General features: G+C 69.6%; 15 protein-coding genes. 5 read left to right on the top strand and 10 right to left on the bottom strand.

Translation table 11 applies throughout. The annotated features are described in order from the left end of the window. Nucleotides 1-217: 217 nt before the first annotated feature. The gene (locus AC2IPW_RS20220) at nucleotides 218-430 is read right to left on the bottom strand and encodes a hypothetical protein (RefSeq protein ID WP_017679945.1); all 213 of its coding nucleotides are present in this window, start codon (nucleotides 428-430) and stop codon (nucleotides 218-220) included. 263 nt (nucleotides 431-693) lie between these two features. Here AC2IPW_RS20220 and AC2IPW_RS20215 point away from each other — a divergent pair, with 263 nt between their 5' ends. The 5 genes from AC2IPW_RS20215 to AC2IPW_RS20195 all read left to right on the top strand — a co-directional run bounded on the left by AC2IPW_RS20215 (nucleotide 694) and on the right by AC2IPW_RS20195 (nucleotide 7,487). Next, nucleotides 694-2,151: a cytochrome P450 gene (locus AC2IPW_RS20215; RefSeq protein WP_017679946.1), complete on the top strand. Its 1,458-nt coding sequence runs from the start codon at nucleotides 694-696 to the stop codon at nucleotides 2,149-2,151. 197 nt (nucleotides 2,152-2,348) lie between these two features. Then, nucleotides 2,349-3,281, top strand: a complete 933-nt coding sequence (locus tag AC2IPW_RS20210; RefSeq protein WP_486377038.1) for an oxygenase MpaB family protein — start codon at nucleotides 2,349-2,351, stop codon at nucleotides 3,279-3,281. Beyond that, entirely contained in the window at nucleotides 3,268-3,915 is a 648-nt protein-coding gene (locus AC2IPW_RS20205; protein ID WP_486375503.1) for a cytochrome c oxidase assembly protein, read from the top strand. Before AC2IPW_RS20210 ends, AC2IPW_RS20205 begins: the two co-directional genes overlap by 14 nt. 18 nt (nucleotides 3,916-3,933) lie before the next feature. Further along, nucleotides 3,934-6,633 (top strand): cation-transporting P-type ATPase, encoded by a 2,700-nt coding sequence (locus tag AC2IPW_RS20200; RefSeq protein ID WP_010593339.1) that lies wholly within the window; start codon nucleotides 3,934-3,936, stop codon nucleotides 6,631-6,633. Between the two features lie 5 nt (nucleotides 6,634-6,638). Continuing rightward, nucleotides 6,639-7,487, top strand: coding sequence for a universal stress protein (locus AC2IPW_RS20195; protein ID WP_225223195.1), 849 nt, complete (start codon nucleotides 6,639-6,641; stop codon nucleotides 7,485-7,487). Between the two features lie 118 nt (nucleotides 7,488-7,605). Here the strand turns inward: AC2IPW_RS20195 and AC2IPW_RS20190 are convergent, their stop codons facing one another. The 9 genes from AC2IPW_RS20190 to AC2IPW_RS20150 all read right to left on the bottom strand — a co-directional run bounded on the left by AC2IPW_RS20190 (nucleotide 7,606) and on the right by AC2IPW_RS20150 (nucleotide 18,266). Continuing rightward, complete coding sequence (locus tag AC2IPW_RS20190) at nucleotides 7,606-8,901, bottom strand: acyl-CoA dehydrogenase family protein (protein WP_237210673.1); 1,296 nt, start codon at nucleotides 8,899-8,901, stop codon at nucleotides 7,606-7,608. Between the two features lie 26 nt (nucleotides 8,902-8,927). After that, nucleotides 8,928-9,980 carry a phosphotransferase family protein gene (locus AC2IPW_RS20185; protein ID WP_040270257.1) on the bottom strand — a complete coding sequence of 351 codons (1,053 nt, stop codon included), beginning with the start codon at nucleotides 9,978-9,980 and terminating at the stop codon, nucleotides 8,928-8,930. 96 nt (nucleotides 9,981-10,076) lie between these two features. Further along, nucleotides 10,077-11,978 (bottom strand): helix-turn-helix domain-containing protein, encoded by a 1,902-nt coding sequence (locus AC2IPW_RS20180; RefSeq protein ID WP_486375502.1) that lies wholly within the window; start codon nucleotides 11,976-11,978, stop codon nucleotides 10,077-10,079. Between the two features lie 80 nt (nucleotides 11,979-12,058). Then, nucleotides 12,059-13,306 carry a bifunctional 3,4-dihydroxy-2-butanone-4-phosphate synthase/GTP cyclohydrolase II gene (locus tag AC2IPW_RS20175; protein WP_040270261.1) on the bottom strand — a complete coding sequence of 416 codons (1,248 nt, stop codon included), beginning with the start codon at nucleotides 13,304-13,306 and terminating at the stop codon, nucleotides 12,059-12,061. 5 nt (nucleotides 13,307-13,311) lie between these two features. Then, nucleotides 13,312-13,806: a flavin reductase family protein gene (locus AC2IPW_RS20170; protein ID WP_017679952.1), complete on the bottom strand. Its 495-nt coding sequence runs from the start codon at nucleotides 13,804-13,806 to the stop codon at nucleotides 13,312-13,314. A gap of 63 nt (nucleotides 13,807-13,869) precedes the next feature. Then, nucleotides 13,870-14,967 (bottom strand): LLM class flavin-dependent oxidoreductase, encoded by a 1,098-nt coding sequence (locus tag AC2IPW_RS20165; protein WP_017679953.1) that lies wholly within the window; start codon nucleotides 14,965-14,967, stop codon nucleotides 13,870-13,872. Nucleotides 14,968-15,015: 48 nt separating this feature from the next. After that, entirely contained in the window at nucleotides 15,016-15,441 is a 426-nt protein-coding gene (locus AC2IPW_RS20160; RefSeq protein ID WP_017679954.1) for a nuclear transport factor 2 family protein, read from the bottom strand. A gap of 138 nt (nucleotides 15,442-15,579) precedes the next feature. Continuing rightward, nucleotides 15,580-16,305, bottom strand: a complete 726-nt coding sequence (locus AC2IPW_RS20155) for an SDR family NAD(P)-dependent oxidoreductase (RefSeq protein WP_486375501.1) — start codon at nucleotides 16,303-16,305, stop codon at nucleotides 15,580-15,582. Then, nucleotides 16,302-18,266, bottom strand: coding sequence for an LLM class flavin-dependent oxidoreductase (locus AC2IPW_RS20150; RefSeq protein WP_486375500.1), 1,965 nt, complete (start codon nucleotides 18,264-18,266; stop codon nucleotides 16,302-16,304). Before AC2IPW_RS20150 ends, AC2IPW_RS20155 begins: the two co-directional genes overlap by 4 nt. Between the last annotated feature and the right edge of the window lie 8 nt (nucleotides 18,267-18,274).

Here is an 18,274-nt window from a genome sequence, read left to right as displayed (position 1 = left end):
GAGAACGTCACGAACCCGCATGAGCAGGTCGGCACCGAAGCCGGCGACGACGTCGGCGAACGCACCGAGCGGGACGCTTCGGGACGACTCCGTTCCAGCCGTCCAGTAGGTACGGCGCCGGCGCAGGAGCTGTCCCCGGCGATCGCGCCGCGGACGATTCGCAGTTCGTCCCCCCGGCCGGTCAGCGGCCACGCACTGAGCACATGCGAATTCCAGTTCACCACAGCAGCGGTGCTCCAGCGTCGAACGACACCTGGAGGGTCTCCGGTTCGGTCTCCGCGACGCGCACGACTCTGTCCGGCGCGCCCACGTCCATGTACTCGGCGATCGGCTCGTTGCCGGCTTTCCCTGCCCGTGTCGGTCGCGCTGTCGCGTACGGCTCCGGGAGCTTCTTCGACATGGCATCCCAGGTCTCGACGTTCTCGTCCATGCATCCAGGGTTGCGCTGCCGCGTGGGGGTGGCACGCGTAGGGAGGTACTCGATTCGCATCGGTGCCGGCGGGACCGGTACGGATGCGTCGTGCCCCATGCGTACCACGGCCCGGCGCGAAGGCCGGATTGGGGTAGTGCGCTACTCGCATCCTCCGGCGTCGGGCGTCCGATGCTGAGTGTGCGGTCCTGGGATCCGGGCCGCCCGGCAGGTCGTCACCGCGTCGAATTCCTGCCCGGACCATCCGAACGACAAGGACAGCCATGTCATCCAACAGCATCCGCAGCCCGCTGTCACCGCCGCAGCCGAGGCGAACGCCCCCACCGTGCACACCGTCACGGGAGCCACCGACCGTCCGGGGAACGTGGCTCCTGGGATCCACGAGGGAACTGCTTCGCGATCCCCTCGAACTCGGCCTGCGTGGGTATGACGAGGGCGGCGACGTCGTACGCTACGTCGTCGGGCTGCCGGGCCGGCGCCGCGAGTTCTTCACGGTCAATCACCCGGACGGGGTCGGGGAACTGCTGAACGCCCCGCACCACCTCGGCTACCGGAAGGACTCGGAGTTCTACCGCGCGATGCGCGACCTGTACGGGAACGGTCTTGTCACGAGTCAGGACGAGACATGGTTGCGTCAGCGTCGGTTCATCCAGCCCCTGTTCACCCCGCGCAGTGTGGATGGTTACGTGACACCGATCGTCGAGGAAGCGGAGCGAGTGGCCATCCGGTGGCACAACTGCCCGAGTCACCTCGTCGACCTCGACGGGGAGATGAGAGCGCTGACGCTCGGTGTCGCCGCTCGCATCCTTTTCGGCGTGCAGGCGCCCCGGATGCTGCCGGTCCTGCGCATGACGTTGCCCGTCCTCGGACGCGCCGTCCTGCAGCGGGGGGTATCCGCAGTTCGGATTCCCTCGACGTGGCCGACACCGGGGAATCGGAGAATCGCGCGTGCAGAATCGCGTCTCGACGGGTTGTGTGACGCGATCATCGAGCATCGCCGCACCGCCGCCGAAGCGGGGACGGACCTGCTCGGGCGCCTGGTGGCGGCCCGAGAAGATGGCGACACGTTGTCCACCGAGGAAATCCGCGATCAGGTCAAGGTGTTCCTGCTGGCAGGGCACGACACCACGGCCACCATGTTGACGTTCGCGCTGCACCTGCTCGGCAAGGACGCCGGCGTGCAGGATCGGGCGCGGGACGAAGCCGAACGAGTGCTGGGCACCGGGACACCGACTGCCTCCGATGTCCACAGGCTGACGTACACGACGATGGTGCTCGAGGAGGCTGCCCGGTTGTATCCACCCTCGCCGTACCTGACACGGCGGGCTGTCGAGGAGAGCGAGGTGTGCGGGTACCGGATCCCTGCCGGAGCGGACGTCAACCTGGCGCCGTGGGTGATTCACCATCGTGCCGATCTGTGGCCGGATCCGTTCCGGTTCGACCCGGATCGCTTCACTCCGGACAGGGTGAAGGAGCGTCACAAGTATGCGTGGTTTCCCTTCGGTCACGGTCCCCGCGGCTGTATCGGTCAGCGTTTCGCCATGCTGGAGGCAGCGGTGACCTTGGCGATCCTGTTGCGTGAGTTCGAGTTCCGTTCCCCTCCTGGGTCGGTGGTGGTGACCACCGATCTGCTGCTGCACCCGGCCGGTGCGGTGCCGTGCCGTGTTCTCAGGCGAGTGCCGGTGCACTCCGCCGCCCATCGGACGCACCAACCGTCGTGATCGGGCGGCGGTCGCGGGTCAGGATCGTCGAGCCCCGAGTTGGTGGTGCATGCCCGACCGATCGCAGATCCCCGTGTTTCCGGAAATTGCGCGGTGCACGGCGTGGGCGGATTCCGAAGATGCGAGTAAGTCCACGTGCCCTTGACACCTTCCGAGGCGCGCCCCAAACTGACAACGTGCGTAGTCAAAACGAGGTCGTGCCGCTCGGTCCCGACAGCCTGACGTGGAAGTACTTCGGTGGCTGGCGCGGAATGGTGTTCGGGCCGTGGGCCGGGTCGATGCAGAACATGCACCCCGGTCTCGGCGCGGCCGTGGAGGAGCACTCGCAGTTCTTCGACGAGCGGTGGGAACGGCTGTACCGCTCGCTGTACCCCATCTACGGGGTCGTCTTCGACGGGCCGCGCGCCCCGGAGACCGCCACGCGGGTGCGCGGCTACCACGACACGATCAAGGGGATCGACAAGCAGGGCCGGCGCTACCACGCCCTCGACCCCGACACGTTCTACTGGGCGCACTCGACGTTCTTCTACAGCCTCGTCGTCTCGATCGAATGGTTCGACGGCCCGCTCCCGCTCGCCGACAAGCACCGGCTGTTCGACGAGCACGTGCAGTGGTACCGGCTCTACGGGATGTCGATGCGGCCCGTCCCCGACAGCTGGGAGGACTTCCTGCGCTACTGGGACCGCATGTGCCGCGAGGTGCTCGAGGACAACAAGGCGACCCGCGACGTGCTCGACCTCTCGCACCTGGGCCGGCCGCCGTTCCTGCGGTGGATGCCCGCGAGCGTATGGGCGGTGCTGCGGCCGCCGGTGACCCACGGGTTCCTCTGGCTGACGATCGGCCTGTACGATCCGGCGGTGCGCGACCTGCTCGGGTATACCTTCTCACGCCGGGAGCAGCGCCTGCACCGCCTCGTCGGCCGATCGATCGGGCTGGGGGAGAAGCTCGTTCCCCGGCGCTACCGCTACCATCCGCGCGCTCGCGCCGGCTGGGACCGGGCCCGGGGCCGCGTCCCGGCGGACGCACCCGTCGTGCACACCCCCGACCGCAACCTGCCGCCGGCGCACCTGTTGGACAGCCCCATGCACTACACGGGGACACACGAGACCGTGGGCAGTGCCCGGCGCTGACCCGCAGCGCCCGACATCCCCGCTCGGTCTGGTGCTCGGCGCCCCGATCACCCTCGTCCTGCGGTCGGTGTCCCCGGCGCGCGGCCGCACGATCGGCCGCGTACTGCGCTCCTCGCCCGTGCACCTCGTCGCGAATCCCTTCGTCGCCCTGGCCCTCAACGTCGGCGGTCTGGCGGTTCTGTACTTCTCGCCGCTCTACGTCGCGACCACCCGGAACGAGTTGCTGCACGTGCTCGTCCACGTCCACTTCCTGCTCGCCGGCTGCCTGTTCGCGTGGGTCGTCGCCGGCCCGGATCCCGCCCCGCGCCGTCCCTCCGTGCCGGTGCGGCTCGTGGTGCTCGGTCTCGCGATCACCGCGCACGCCGTCATCTTTCAGGTGATGTACGCGGAACTGTTCGTCCAGGTTCCGGTTCCCGCGGCGCAGCTGCGGGGAGCCGGCGAGCTCATGTACTACGGCGGGGACATCGCTGAACTGCTCCTCGCCGTCGCGCTGCTGTTCACGTGGCGTCCTCGGCCGGTTCGTGACGAGACGGCACGCGCCGTCGATCCTGACGGACGTCAGCCCTTGCCGACCCGGTCGGTCCTCTCCGTGCGCGCGCCCTCGGCGCGAAGATTCAGCACCCGCCACAACTGATTTGGTAAAGTGCAAGTAATGCACCAATGGCACGCGCTCGACACCACCGCAACGCTGGATCGTCTGGGCACCTCGCCGACCGGGCTGAGCTCGGACGAAGCGGAGCGGCGGCTGACCGAGCACGGTCCGAACGAGCTGCCGCGTCCCCCGTCGGACCGCTGGTGGTGGCGGCTGCTACGGCAGTTCCACAACGTCCTGCTCTACGTGATGCTCGGCGCCGCGGTCATCACCGCGTTCCTGCAGCACTGGATCGACACGGCGGTGCTGCTCGCCGCCGTCGTGATCAATGCGCTCCTCGGATTTGTGCAGGAGGGGCGGGCCGAATCGGCGCTCGACTCGATCCGGGCGATGCTCGCACCCCGCGCCCGCGTGCACCGGGACGGACGGATCGTCGATCTCCCCGCGGCCGACCTGGTGCCCGGCGACGTCGTCCGGCTCGTCTCCGGAGACCGGGTGCCCGCCGACCTGCGGTTGATCCGCGTGCGCGAACTCCGAGTCGACGAGGCGGCCCTGACCGGGGAATCCGTCCCGGTGGACAAGACGTCCCGCCCGGTGCACGCGGACAGCGAACTCGGGGACCGCCGGTCGGCCGCCTACGCCGGAACCGTTGCCGTGTTCGGGCAGGGTGACGGCGTGGTCACCGCCACCGGTGTCCACACCGAACTCGGCCGCATCAATGCCCTCCTCGCCGGAATCCCGAAGACCACGACGCCGCTGCTGCGGCAGATCGGCCGGTTCGCCCGGTGGCTGGCCGTGGTCATCCTGGTCGTCGCTGCGGCGACGTTCGTACTCGGAATCGCGTGGCGCGGCGAATCCCCGGCGCAGATGTTCACCCTCGTCGTCGCGCTCGCCGCCTCGGCCATCCCCGAGGGGCTGCCGGCGATCATGACGGTCACCCTCTCGCTCGGGGTGCAGCGGATGGCCCGGCGCAACGCGGTGATCCGGCGACTACCGGCGGTCGAGACGCTCGGTTCGGTCACCGTGATCTGCTCCGACAAGACCGGCACGCTCACCCGCAACGAGATGACCGTGCAGAAGGTGTTGTGCGCGCACCACCGCATCGACGTCGGCGGGATCGGCTACGCCCCGGTCGGGGCGCTGACCGCCGGCGAAGGCACCGTCGCGGATCGGGCATCCGTCCCCCCGCTGGATCTGGCCGTGCGGGCCGGTGTGCTGTGCAACGACGCGCGCCTGCTCGACGTGGACGGGGCATGGCAGATCGAGGGCGACCCCACCGAGGCGGCGCTGCTCGTACTCGGACGCAAGGCGGGGCTGACTCAGCAGGACGCCGAGCACGCCTGGCCGCGTCTGGACGTCGTGCCCTTCGAATCCGAACACCGATTCATGGCCACCCTGCACCGCGCCGACGACGATGTGCACGAGCGGATCTTCCTCAAGGGCGCGCCGGAGAAGGTGCTCGCGGCGTGCACCCATCAGCTCGAGAAGGACGGCTCGCGGACCGTCGTCGACACGGCCTACTGGAGCACCCGCGCGACGGAGACCGCCACGCAGGGACTGCGCGTGCTGGCCCTGGCCTACCGGGACCGCGACGCCGTCGGTGCCACCCTCGACTTCGAGGACGCCGAGCACGACTTCACCCTGCTCGCGCTTGTCGGGATCATCGACCCGCCCCGCGAGGAAGCCGTCGTCGCGGTCCGCGAATGCCACCGGGCGGGCATCACGGTCAAGATGATCACCGGCGATCACGCCGACACGGCCGCTGAGATCGGCACCCAGATGGGACTGGGCATCGGCTCGCGGCCCGTCACCGGCGCCGAGATCGAAGCACTCGACGAACCTGCGCTGCGGCGCGTGGTCGCCGACACCGACGTGTTCGCCCGGGCCAGCCCCGAACACAAGTTGCGCCTGGTGCGGGCACTGCAGGAGAACGGCCACGTGGTGGCGATGACCGGCGACGGCGTCAACGACGCCCCGGCCCTCACCCGCGCCGACGTCGGTGTGGCGATGGGTGCCGGCGGCACCGAGGCCGCCAAGGAAGCCGCCGACATGGTGCTGGCGGACGACAACTTCGCGACGATCGCCGCGGCGGTGCGCGAGGGTCGCGGCGTCTACGACAACCTCAAGAAGTTCGTGCTGTTCATGCTGCCCACCAACGGCGGCGAAGCACTCGTGGTGATCGCCGCGATCCTGTTCCAGCTGACGCTGCCGCTCACCCCGGCCCAGGTGCTGTGGATCAACCTGGCCACGGTCAGCACCCTGGGCCTGGCACTCGCGTTCGAACCGACCGAGGCGTCCGTGATGCGCAGGCCGCCGCGTCCGCCCACCGAGTCGCTGTTGTCGGCGTTCTTCGTGTGGCGCGTGGCGATGGTGTCGGTGCTCATGATGGCCGGCGCGCTGGGGCTGTTCCTGTGGGAGCTGGAAGCGGGTACGACTGTGGAGGTGGCCCGCACGATCGCGGTCAACGCGATCGTCGTGGCCGAGATGTTCTACCTGATCAACAGCCGCCGCATCGAGGGCTCGGTCCTGAACCGGGAGGGGCTGTTCGGCAACCGCTACGTGCTGGGTGCGATCACCGCCTGCATCGGGCTGCAGCTGCTCTACACCTACACGTCGTTCTTCCAGACCGTGTTCGGCTCCGCGGGACTGACGCTCGTGGAGTGGGCGAAGGTGCTCGGCGTCGGGCTGACGGTCTTCTTCGTCGCCGAGGCGGAGAAGTGGGTGGTCCGCCGCATCCGTGCCCGACGTGCCGAGTCGTGAGCACGATGGACACGTCCCCTCTTCGGCACATCCTGGTCGCCACCGACCTGTCCGACGGCGCGGCCGACGCGGTGCGCCGCGCTGCACAACTCGCCCGCGAGCACCACGCGCAGCTCACCGCCGTGCAGGTCGTGCCGTCCCCGGCCGCACCGGAAACAACGCGGCGCGCGCACACTCTCCTGACGGACCATCTGCGCCGCTGCGGCGGGGACATCGAGGGCGTGGTCCGGGCCGGTGAGGTCGCCTCCACCGTCGGCGCCCTCGCCCGGGAACGCGACACCGACCTGCTGGTCGTCGGCGCGCACGGAGCCCGCCGGCTCGCCGGAGCGTTGCCGGGCAGCACCGCCGAACGTCTCGTCGGCACCAGCACCGCGCCCGTACTGGTGGTCAAGAATCCACCGGCCGGCCCCTACCGGACCGTCCTCCTGGCCGTCGACACCTCTCGTGCCGCCACCTCGGCCGCCCACACCGCCGCAGCCTGGACCCCCGAGGCCGACCACGTTCTCGTACACGTGTCCGTCGTGATGGGCGAACAACTCATGCGACTGCACGGCGCCGACGACGCCGCGCTGGCGCAGCTGCGGCACGTCAGCACCGAACAGATCCGCCTCCACCTCGACGAACTCGCCGCGACCCTGATCCCCGAGCCCGCCGACACCCGCATCGAATCCGGCCATGCGCCCTCGATGATTCCGGAGATCGGAGCCGAGCATCGCGCCGAGCTGATCGTCGTCGGAACCGGGGAGCGTTCCGCCCTCGAATACGCAGTGCTCGGCAGCGTCGCCCAGCACGTGCTGCGACACGCCACCACGGACGTCCTGGTGGTGCCGGACACCGGTGCTCGCGCCAGGTGATCGGGCCCCGTCCGTAGCGTTGGCGCCCAATGTTCCGGCAAGCGTGCACTTCTCGTGCCACCGCCCGGCGTGTCGTCACGAGAAGTGCACGCTCGGGCGCGGGGGGGCGCGCCCAGCCTCACACAGACGCGAGCACCTCGTCGAACAGTGCGGCGTAGCGTTCCTGTGCGGCGCGGCGCCGCGTGGGCACGTGCTCGGTGGGAATCCGGTCGGCCGGCGCCTCGTAGTCACGCAGGATCAGCTTGGCGACGGTGTCGCGGTGCACCTCGTCCGGGCCGTCGTAGAGCCGCGCGGCGCGCGCCGCGCGGTACATGAAGTCGAGCGGCAGGTCGGAGCTGTAGCCGAGGGAGCCGTGGGTCTGCACGGCCCGGTCGATGATGTCGTGGAGGATCTTCGCGCCGAAGTACTTGATCATGGCGATCTCCTTGCGGGCCGCCTTGGTGCCCTGGGTGTCGATCACCCAGGCGGCCTGCAGCGTCATCAGCCGCAGCGCCTGCATCTCGGCGGCGGAGTCGGCGATCCAGTTGCGCACCGTCTGCTTCTCGCCGAGGACGCTGCCGTGCGCGAAGCGATAGGTGGCGCGTTCGCACATCATGTCGAAGGCGCGGTTGGCCTGGCCGATCCACCGCATGCAGTGGTGAATGCGGCCGGGGCCGAGTCGCTTCTGGGCGATGAGGAAGCCGTCGCCGGGATTGCCGAGCAGCGCGTCGGCGCCGACCCGCACGTCGCGCAGGGTCACCTCGCAGTGCGAGCCGTAGGTGTTCTCGCGCGGCGACGGGTTCTCCATCGAGGCGATGTCGCGCACCACGTCCAGGCCGGGGGCGTCGATGGGGACGATGAACTGCGAGGCGCGGCGGTGTCGTTCGGCGTCGGGATCGGTGACTGCGACGACGATGACGAAGTCGGCGGTCGAGGCGTTGCTGATGAACCACTTGTCGCCGCTCAGCACCCAGTCGTCGCCGTCGCGGACGGCGGTGGTCTGCAGGTTGGTCGGGTCGGCGCCGGCGTTGTCCGGTTCGGTCAGGGCGAAGGCGGAGTACTTCTCACCGGCGAGCAGCGGGTCGAGCCAGCGGCGCTTCTGGTCGTCGGTGCCGACCGCGGCGAGGATCTCCGCATTGCCGGAATCCGGTGCCTGGCAGCCGAACACGATCGGACCGAGGGGTGACGAACCGAGGATCTCGTGCATCAGACCGAGCTTGACCTGGCCGTAGCCCTGTCCGCCGAGTTCGGGGTCGAGGTGCGCGGCCCACAGCTGCTGCGTCTTGACCTTCTGCTGCAGCGGAGCAATCGCGGTGAGCAGTTGCGGCCAGGTCAGCTCGAGGGTTTCGAGCGGACGGATCTCCTCGCGCACGAAGGCGGTCATCCAGTCCAGCTTCTGCTGGAATTCGGGTTCGGTGGAGAAATCCCATGCCATGTGTGTCTACCTCCGGGGTCGGCGGGTCAGTCGAGGAAGCGCAGGGTGCGCTCGAACAGGTGGAGGGCGTACCGGTGCAGCCGGTCGCCGACCGGGCGGGGGGCCTGCCCGGAACAGGCGCGGGCGTAGGTGCCTTCGAGGATGATGCCGAGTTTGAACGCGGCCAGCGCGGTGTACCAGTCGAGGGCGGCGAGATCGCGGTCGGTGTTCTCGGCGTACCGCCGCACCAGTTCCGCACGGGTGGGCAGTCCACCGGCGTCGGCGAGGCGGCTTTCGAGCAGGTCGGGCTCGCCGTCGGTCTCGGGCCAGATCGCGAGCATCCAGCCGAGGTCGAGCAGCGGATCGCCGACGGTGGCCATCTCCCAGTCGACGATCGCATTCACCGTGGGGGCGATCCGATCGAACATGACGTTGGAGACGTGGTAGTCGCCGTGCAGGATGCCGGGTGTCCACTGCCGGGGCCGGTTGTCGTCGAGCCACGACGCGAGGCGGTCGACGCCGGGCAGCAGCACCGTGGGATATCCGGACAGCAGCGTGTAGGACTCGAGTTCGCTGGTCCAGCGGCCCACCTGCCGTTCGAGGAACCCCTCCGGGCGTCCGAATCCCGTCAGACCGATCGCGGCAGGGTCGACCCGGCCGAGTTCGGTGAGCGCGTCGACCATTGCCAGGCCCATGCGACGGCGGGTGTCCCGGTCGGCGGCGTGGGCGGGGGACAGGCTCTCCGCTGCGTTGTAGCCGTCCACAGCGTGCATCAGATAGAAGACGGCGCCGAGGACGTCGGTATCCTCGCACCCGGCGATGAAGCTCGGGTGCGGCACCGCGGTCCCGGCCAGGGCACGCAGCAGGGTCATCTCCCGCAGCATCATCCGGTTCGAGTGCGGGCGAAGGTGTTTCGGTCCGCGGCGGAGAACGTAGCGGGTTCCCGCCCGCTCGAACGCGAGCATGATGTTCTGCGTTCCGCCGCCGATCGGGGAGACCTCGGTGAGGTCGCCGGCACCGAGGCCGCTTGCGTCCATCCAGTCGCGCAGCGCGGGGAGATCGATCCCCGTCAGTTCGCTGTCTGTCGTATCGGTCGGCATACCACGACGGTATCGGCCGGGTCCGGTGGGGGCAGTGCGGCTTTCGTCGCCCGTTGTGGGTTTCCACAACCGCCGTGGGAGTAGGGTCCGCGCTGGTCAGCGGCCGGAGAAGTCGAGGATCTGGAAGGCGAGCCGCGCCGAGAGCATGACGTCGAGACTGGCCGGATCGAGCCGGGTCAGTTCCTTGATCTTGCCCATCCGGTAGCGCACCGTGTTCTCGTGCACGTCCAGCGTCTGTGCGGCGCCCTGGACCCGCCCCTCGGCGGTGACGAACGCGCGCCACGTGTCGAGCAGGACGCCGTCGTCGGCCGTCTGCACGGCGTGCAGGTACTCGTGCGCGAAGTGCACCGCCTCCTTGACCCGGCCGGAGCTGACGACCAGCCGGAACAGTCCGAGCTCGGTGACGTCGAGGACCCCGGCGGACCATTCGAACGATCGCGCGATCTCGGCGACCTCCCGCATCTCCCGGGCGGCCTGCGGGAAGTCGGTGACCTCCCGGCACACACCGGAGATGACGGTGGCGCCGGTCGCCAGCTGCGGCTGCAGCGACGCGCGGATCCGCGACACCGCGCCGCGCACCCGCTGCAGTTCCTCCGCGCAGCCATCGTCGGGCAGCGGCACCAGGACGATCACGCTGCCGGGCAGTTTCACCGCCGCCGGCTCGTCGATCCCGAGCACCTCCTGGAAGCGGCGGGTGACCAGACGCTGCGCGGCGGAGGCGGACATCCGCTGGTTCGCCGCGAGGGTGAACCGGACCAGCACGTGCGGATACGTGAGGTCGATACCGAACTGCGGGCCGCGCCGCACCAGGTGTTCCTTGTCGCGGGTGTTGCGCAGCAGATCCGACAGGTAGTCGTCGCGGGCCTGGCCCTGGGTCTCGATCTGCCGGCGTTCGGAGAGGATCTGCAGGGACAGCACCGTCGCGCCGTGTTCGGCGATGTTCGCGTCGACCTGCTCGAGCGAACGGCCGACCTCGACGATGCCCAGGTAGCCGTTGGGTTTGCCCTCGATCATCAGCCGGCACAGCAGATGCCGGCGGCCGAGGCCGACGGACAACGTGGGCGGCACCACGGCCGACGGCCGGTCCGGGCTCAGGCCGGCGAGTTCGGCCTCGACCGAGGGCATGCGCCGGATCTGCTCCGAGATCACCGGGGCGCGGTCCAATCCGAGGGTGACCGGCGCCGCCCAGGCGAGTACCCGGAAGTCCTCGTCGTAGAGGACGACGGGCTTGGTCGACAGGTCGCTGAGCAGCCGCACCACGCGCTGGATGTCGGCGCCCTCGAGCACGGCGTTGGTGAGCTTGCGGTGCACGTCCGCGAGGTAGGCGAGCGTGTTGCGGCTGCGGGTGATCTCCGAGGCCTGTGCCCGCAGCCGCGAGTTGAGCATCGCCTGGGTGAGGAACAACGCGCTGAGCTGGGCGAACATCTCGGCGATCTCGATGTCCTCGGCGGTGTAACGGCGGGGAAGATCCTTGTTGTCGACGAAGAGCAGGCCGATGACCTCTCCGTCGAACACCAACGGCACCCCGAGCATGGCGCGGACCCGCCAGTGCTCCATGGTCCGGCGATGGGGGCGCGGGTCGTTGGGGACGTCCTCGATGAGCACCGACCGGGCGGTCTCGATGATCTCCCGGCTGAAGTGGTCGCCGGCGATCCCGGATTCCTGGCGCTTGACGGCTTCGGTGATGTCGCCCTCGTCGGCGCAGTGTCCCGCGGCGCCGCGGAACCGGCCGTCGGGGCGTCGGAGGTAGAGCGAACTGCGGGACACCCCGAGCACGGTGCACAGTTTCACGCACACCGAGCGGAGCAGTTGTTCGAGGTCGGCGTCGCCGATGGCTTCCCCGGTGATCTCGGCGAACGCGGTGATGACGTCGCGTTCGCGGGGCCGGGTCGCGGGGTGGGCCACCAGGGTGGGCGCGTGGGCGGCGGTCGGGACCGTCGCACGGGCGGAGCCGTGCTCAGGCGTCGTCGGCTCGACGTTCCCGCTCGGCAGCGCCATGCGTCTACCTCACCTCCCGGCGCCCGAGGGTGCGGCGCCGCCACGTGTCGATGTTGTTCATTATCACAATCTACGGGAAATCAGGTCGCGATCACAGTCGCCAGTGCGCCGTCGAGCTCGTGGCCCATCCGGTCCCGCTTGGCCCGCAGGTAGCGCACGTTGTGTGCGGTGACGACGGTCGGCAACGCCACCCGCCCGACGATCTCGATCGAATAGCCCTCCAGCCCACCGAGTTTGCCGGGATTGTTGGTGATCAGCCGCATCCGCCGCACGCCCAGGTCGGCGAGGATCCGGGCGCCCACCCCGTAGCTGCGCGAGTCGTCGGGCAGACCGAGCGCCCGGTTCGCATCGACGGTGTCGAGGCCCTGCTCCTGCAGCGAGTACGCGCGGATCTTGTGGGCCAGCCCGATGCCCCGGCCCTCGTGGCCGCGCAGGTACACGAGCACCCCGCACCCTTCCCGGGCGATCTCGGCGAGCGCACGCTCGAGCTGCGCCCCGCAGTCGCATCGCAGCGAACCGAGGATGTCGCCGGTCAGGCACTCGCTGTGCACCCGCACCAGCACCCCGTCGGAGGTGCGTCCGGCGGCGGCGACGTCGCCCATGACCAGCGCGAGATGCTCGGTGCCGTCGAGCACCGACCGGAACGCCACGGCCCGGAACTCCCCGAACTCGGTGGGCATCGTCGCCTCGGCGACGAGCTCGACGAACGGCTCCGTCGCAGCCCGGTATCGCACCAGGTCGGCGATCCGCAGCAGGGGCAGGCCGTGCTCCCGGGCGAACGCGACGAGATCGGCGCCGCGGCGCATCGAGCCGTCCTCGGCGACGATCTCCCCGATCACCCCCACGTCTCCGGCCCCGGCGAGACGCAGCAGATCCACGGTCGCCTCGGTGTGCCCGGCGCGGGCGAGCACCCCGCCCTCGCGGGCGCGCAGCGGGAAGACGTGGCCCGGCCGGCGCAGATCCGCAGGTTCGGTCGTGTCGTCGGCGAGTGCCCGCACGGTCGCGGCCCGGTCCTGCGCGCTGACCCCGGTCCCGGTGGAGACGTGGTCGACGGTGACGGTGAACGCCGTGCCGTGCGCGTCGGTGTTGTGTTCGACCATCAGCGGCAGGTCGAGGGTGTCGGCGCGGTGCGCGGTCATCGGCGCGCAGACGATGCCGGTGGTGTGCCGGACGATGAACGCCATCTGCTCGGCGGTCATCGTGGCGGCGGCCGCGACGAGGTCGCCTTCGTTCTCCCGGTCGTCGTCGTCCACGACGACGACCATGCCGCCGGCGGCGAGGGTCTCGACCGCGAGTTCGACGTCCTGAGCGGGGCTGGTCCGTGGCATGGCGACTACTCCTGTTCTGCGCTGTGGGTGCCGAAGGTGCGCCGGTGGTACGTCAGCGGCGGATGGTCGACGCGGGCGGCGGCTTCGACGTGCCCGAGGACGACGACGTGGTCGCCGCCGTCGACGAGGTCGGCGACCCGGCACGCCAACCACCCCGGCGCCGCGTCGACCCGCGGCACCCCGGCCGACAGCGACCAGTCGACCCCGTCGAACTTGTCGGTGCCCTTGCGGGCGAACGTCAGGGCGAGGGCGTCCTGGCCGTGGCCGAGGACGTTGACCCCGAACCGTCCTCCGGACCGCACGACCGTGAGCAGGTCGGACCCGCGGTCGAGGGCCACCAGGACCATCGGAGGATCGAGCGACAGCGAGGCGAAGGCGCTGACGGTGGTGCCGTGCGGGCGGGCACCGTCGAGTGCGGTCACCACCGTCACCGGGGTGCACACACTGGCCATCACGTCCCGGAACTCGGCGGTGAACTCTTGGGCGGCAATTGGATTCATCTCGTCCTCCGACGGGGTCGGCCGGAGCGGTGCCCGTCGGGACCGGGCACCGCCCCGAACGGCTCAGGCGTTCGCCGGAACCGGCGCCTTCATCTTGTGGAGCTCGGGGACGACCTTCTCGCCGTAGAGCTTCAGGGCCTTCTCCGCCTGCTCGATCGGCAGGCCGCCGAACGCGAACGCCGCATTGGCGAAGAAGTCGCCGATCATCTCGTGCCGGGCGGCGTACTTCTCGACGATCTGCTCGGGCGTGCCGTACACGTTGGCCTCGACGTAGGCGTCGGCCGCGGCTTCCATTCCGGCCTCGCGGATCATGTCGGCGCCGACCTGGTAGGTCTCGTAGCCCTTCGTCTCGCGCCAGTGCTCGCCGGCGAAGTCGTAGTGCTTGATCACCGACAGGAAATACCGCGCGACGTGCTCGTAGGCGAGGCGGCGAGCCTCCTCCGCGTCCTCGTGGCAGATCACGAAGTCCTGGATGACCGGCGGCAGCGGCTCGGTGTTCCAGCGCTCGCGGTACAGGTCGCGCCACCGATTGATCGCCTCGGCGTGCTTGCCGAACTCGAACTGCATGAACGTCATCATGCGGACGCCGAGATCGGCGATGACCGGAACCGAGTCGGGCGACATCGCGGCGCCGAACAGGCGGTCGCGTCCCCACTCGTAGGCCGGGTTCGGGGCCGGACGGATCTCGACGCGCTGCTGCGGGTAGAACTCGCCGTCCGGCTGGTCCACCACACCGGTGCGCAGCCCCTCGATCGCGAGGTTGGCGGCTTCGATGAACCGTCCACGCGCTTCGTCCATCGGGATGCCGAACGCGTCGTACTCCATCTTGGCCAGTCCGCGGCCCATGCCGAACAGGGCGCGACCCTCGGACATCATGTCGAGCATCGTCATCTTCTCGACGACGCGGACGGGATTGTTCCACGGCAGGATCACCGCGCCGGTGCCCAGCTTGACGGTCGACGTGCGGGCCGCGAGGTACGACATGATCTGCATGTTGTCCGGGCACATCGAGTAGTCGTCGAAGTGGTGTTCGGCGGACCAGACGGCATCGAAGCCGTACTTCTCCGCGGCGACGCCCATCTCGAGTTCGCGGACGAACACTTCCTGGTCGCTGACGTTTTCGTGGTAGTTCTGGAACACGAGCAGCATGCCGACGTCCATGGACGTAACTCCTTGTGTGAGGGGGGATGGAGGGAGACGGGAAGCGGATCAGGGTGCGAGGAACACGGCCCGGGTGTGTTCGGTGTCGAGGTACTCCTTGACCGACTGGATCAGGCCGTCCCGGATCTCGAAGACGAAGTGGTAGAGGTTGTTGTAGACGCGGCCGTTGGCCATCTCCGAGTACGACTCGGTTTCGACGGCGACCCGGTCGCCCTCGGCCGTCCACGCCCGCGGGGTCAGGGCGATCGCCCCGGTCCTGGTGGTCGCGGACAGGCCCGAGAGCATCTCGCGGAACTCCTCCTTGGTCTTGGTCCCGGAGATTCCGTCGATGGTGCCGGCCACCCACCACGTGGCGGTGGGGGCGAGGTAGCCGAGGATCGCCTCGACGTCGCCGGAGGTGAACACCTCCATGAACTCGGCGACGAGCTTCTTGTTGGCCGCTTCGAGGCTTCCGGCGGTCGCGACGTTGTCCATCTGAGCTCCTTCGAGTGAGGACGAATCAGGGAGCGGGGGAAGAACTTCCCAACTGCTGCCTCCGACGGTATCCGGAAGACTGTGGTGTGGGTCACGCCGGTTTTCCGGTCGTTGTAGGCCGCTACAACGACCGGACGGTCACGCCCGCGAGCTGAACGAGGACATCAGCCCACCGTCGGTGGCCACCACCGAGCCGGTCATGTACGGCGCGTCCGCGACACCCACGACGACCTGCGCAATCTCCTCGGGGCGGCCCGTTCGGCCCATCGGGATCGCCGCGACGACCCGCTCCCGGGCCCGGCCCGTCAACGCCGAGGTCATGTCGGTGTCCACGAAACCGGGGATGACGAGATTGACGCGGATGTCCCGCGGTGCCAGCTCGACGGCGAGCACCTGGGTCAGCCCACTCAGCCCGGCCTTCGCCGCACCGTAGGCGACGTCGCCGGGGAACCCCCGGAAGCCCACCACCGCACCGACATTGACTATCGCCGCCCCCGCGGACAGCCGGGGAACGACGGTACGGGCCACCTCGAACGCACCGGTGAGGTTGGTGGCCAGCACCTCGTCCCAGTGGGCGCGGGGCAGATCGTCGATCCGGCCGCCGCGGTGCACACCCGCGGCGTTGACCACTACGTCGAGCGCACCGAACCGGTCGAACACCGCGTCCACCCCGAGCCCGACCGACGCCGTATCGCTGATGTCGGTGTTGATCTCCACCACCCGGTCGGGGTGTGTCCACGGTGCCGTCGCCGGCTTGCGGGCGAACACCGCGACGTTGTCGCCGCGGGCGGCCGCGGCCTCCGCCACGGCCCGTCCGATGCCCCGGGAACCGCCGGTGACCAGCCACGTCCTGACGCCGCTCATCGGTTCAGGAATCCCGTCAACGCGGCGAGATAGCGGTCCCGCTCCTCGAGGAACGGGGCATGCCCGCTCGACGGGAACTCCACGACCTCGGCGCGGTCGTTGAGCGTCGGCACCGCCTCGGCCCCGGAGAACGGCACGAACGCATCGAGCCGGCCGTGGAGCAGCAGGATCGGCACCTCGAGCGCCGCGATCTCCTTGCGCAGGTCGATCGTCGCCAGATCACGCAGCGAGTCGTCGCCCCGCGGCCCCATCGACATGAACATGTCCCAGATCGACTCGAGCACGGCCTCGCCGGGGTCCTGGGCGCACACCGCCGCAGCGACCCCGCGGAACGTCTCGGCCCGGTTCGCGGCGACCCCGGCGAGCACACCCTCGACGTCGGCGACCGTCCCCCCGTGCGGCCAGTCGTCGGTGGCGGTGTATCGCGGCGATGCCCCGCCGGTGAGCACCAAGGCCGACGCCCGCTCCCCGAGCTGCGCGGCGGCCGCGGTCGCCACCGCCCCGCCGAGCGACCAACCGTTGATCACCGGCCGGTCCAGGTCCAGATGCTCGACCAGCGCCACCACGTCGGCGGCCAGCGCGGCGATCGACACGTCGTCGAAGTCCTTGTCGGACCGGCCGCAGCACCGCAGATCGAGCGTCACGACCTCGTTGCCGTGGGCGCGCAGCGCCGGCAGGGTCGTGTCCCAGGCGCGGGCCGTGGCACCCCAGCCGTGGATCAGCACGATCGGCCGGCCCTCCCCGCGGTGGTGTTCGAAGTAGATTCGGCGGTCGTTCTCGACGGGCAGATAACCCATGGTGTCCTCCTGTGCGAGTGGGGAAGTGGGATGGAACGGATGGGGAAGCAGAGGGGTGGCCGGGTCGTGCCGCAAGGCCCGCGGCACCACGGCCGGGCGATGACGGAACCGGGGCATGACGTGTTCGGCGAACAGTTCGAGTGAGCGCATCACCTTCTCGTGGGCCAGCCCGCCGAACCGCATCCAGCAGATCAGGTGTTGCAGGCCGGTCTCGTCGTGCAGGGCCTCGAGCTGCCGGGTCAGGCCGTCGGGATCACCGACGTACACGACGCCGCCGTCGCGCAGACCCTCGACGGTCATGCCGCCGGCCTCGTCGGCCGCGGTGACCAACTCGGCGTAGCGTTCGTAGGTCGGCGGCACGTCCGGACCCTGCGGCACCGCGGCGAGCGCCGCATCGAAGTACCAGGTCAGGGCGTCCCGCGCGTTCTCGACCGCGGCGTCCTCGGTGTCCGCGAGGTGGATCTGCCAGTTCATCGGGAAATCCAGGCTCAGCACGTCCCGGCCGAGGTCGCGCAGCCGTCGTTTGGCGTCGACGACGAACGCGTTCAGCTCCGGCATCGTCATCAACGTCGGCGTGACCAGCATGTTGTAGCCCTGATCGGCGGCCAGATCCAGGGTCTCCGGGCTGATCGAGGCGATGTAGATCGGCGGGGTGGGCCGCTGCACCGGGGTGGGACGGCAGTCGACGTTGTCGAGGTCGAAGTGCTTGCCGTGGTAGGAGAACGGTTCGCCTGGCCTCTTGCTCCACAGGCCCCGCACGATCTCGAGCGCCTCGACGAATACCTCGCGGCTCTCGCCCTGCAGATCGGCGACGCCCATGTTGTGGAACTCGTCCGGCTGGTAGCCGCGCCCGACCCCGAAATCGAGGCGGCCACCGGAGATGACGTCGACCATCGCATAGTCCTCCGCGATGCGCACCGGCCAGTCGAACGTCAGGTTGCTCACCGCGATGCCGATCCGCATCCGTTCGGTGCGGGCGGCGATCGCCGCCGCCGCCACCTGGGGCGACGGCATCGACCCGTAGTCGCTGCCGTGGTGTTCGGCCAGCCACACCTCGTCGAATCCGAGCTGCTCGGCGTAGGCGATCTGCTCGAGCATCTCGCGGTAGGCGCGGGAGAAGTCCCGGTCCGGGCATTCGAGAACGTAGAAGATGCCGAACTTCACGGTGTGCC

It is taken from the genome of Rhodococcus sp. NS-SX18, assembly GCF_057367935.1.
This window is presented reverse-complemented; position numbering and strand designations above follow the sequence as displayed.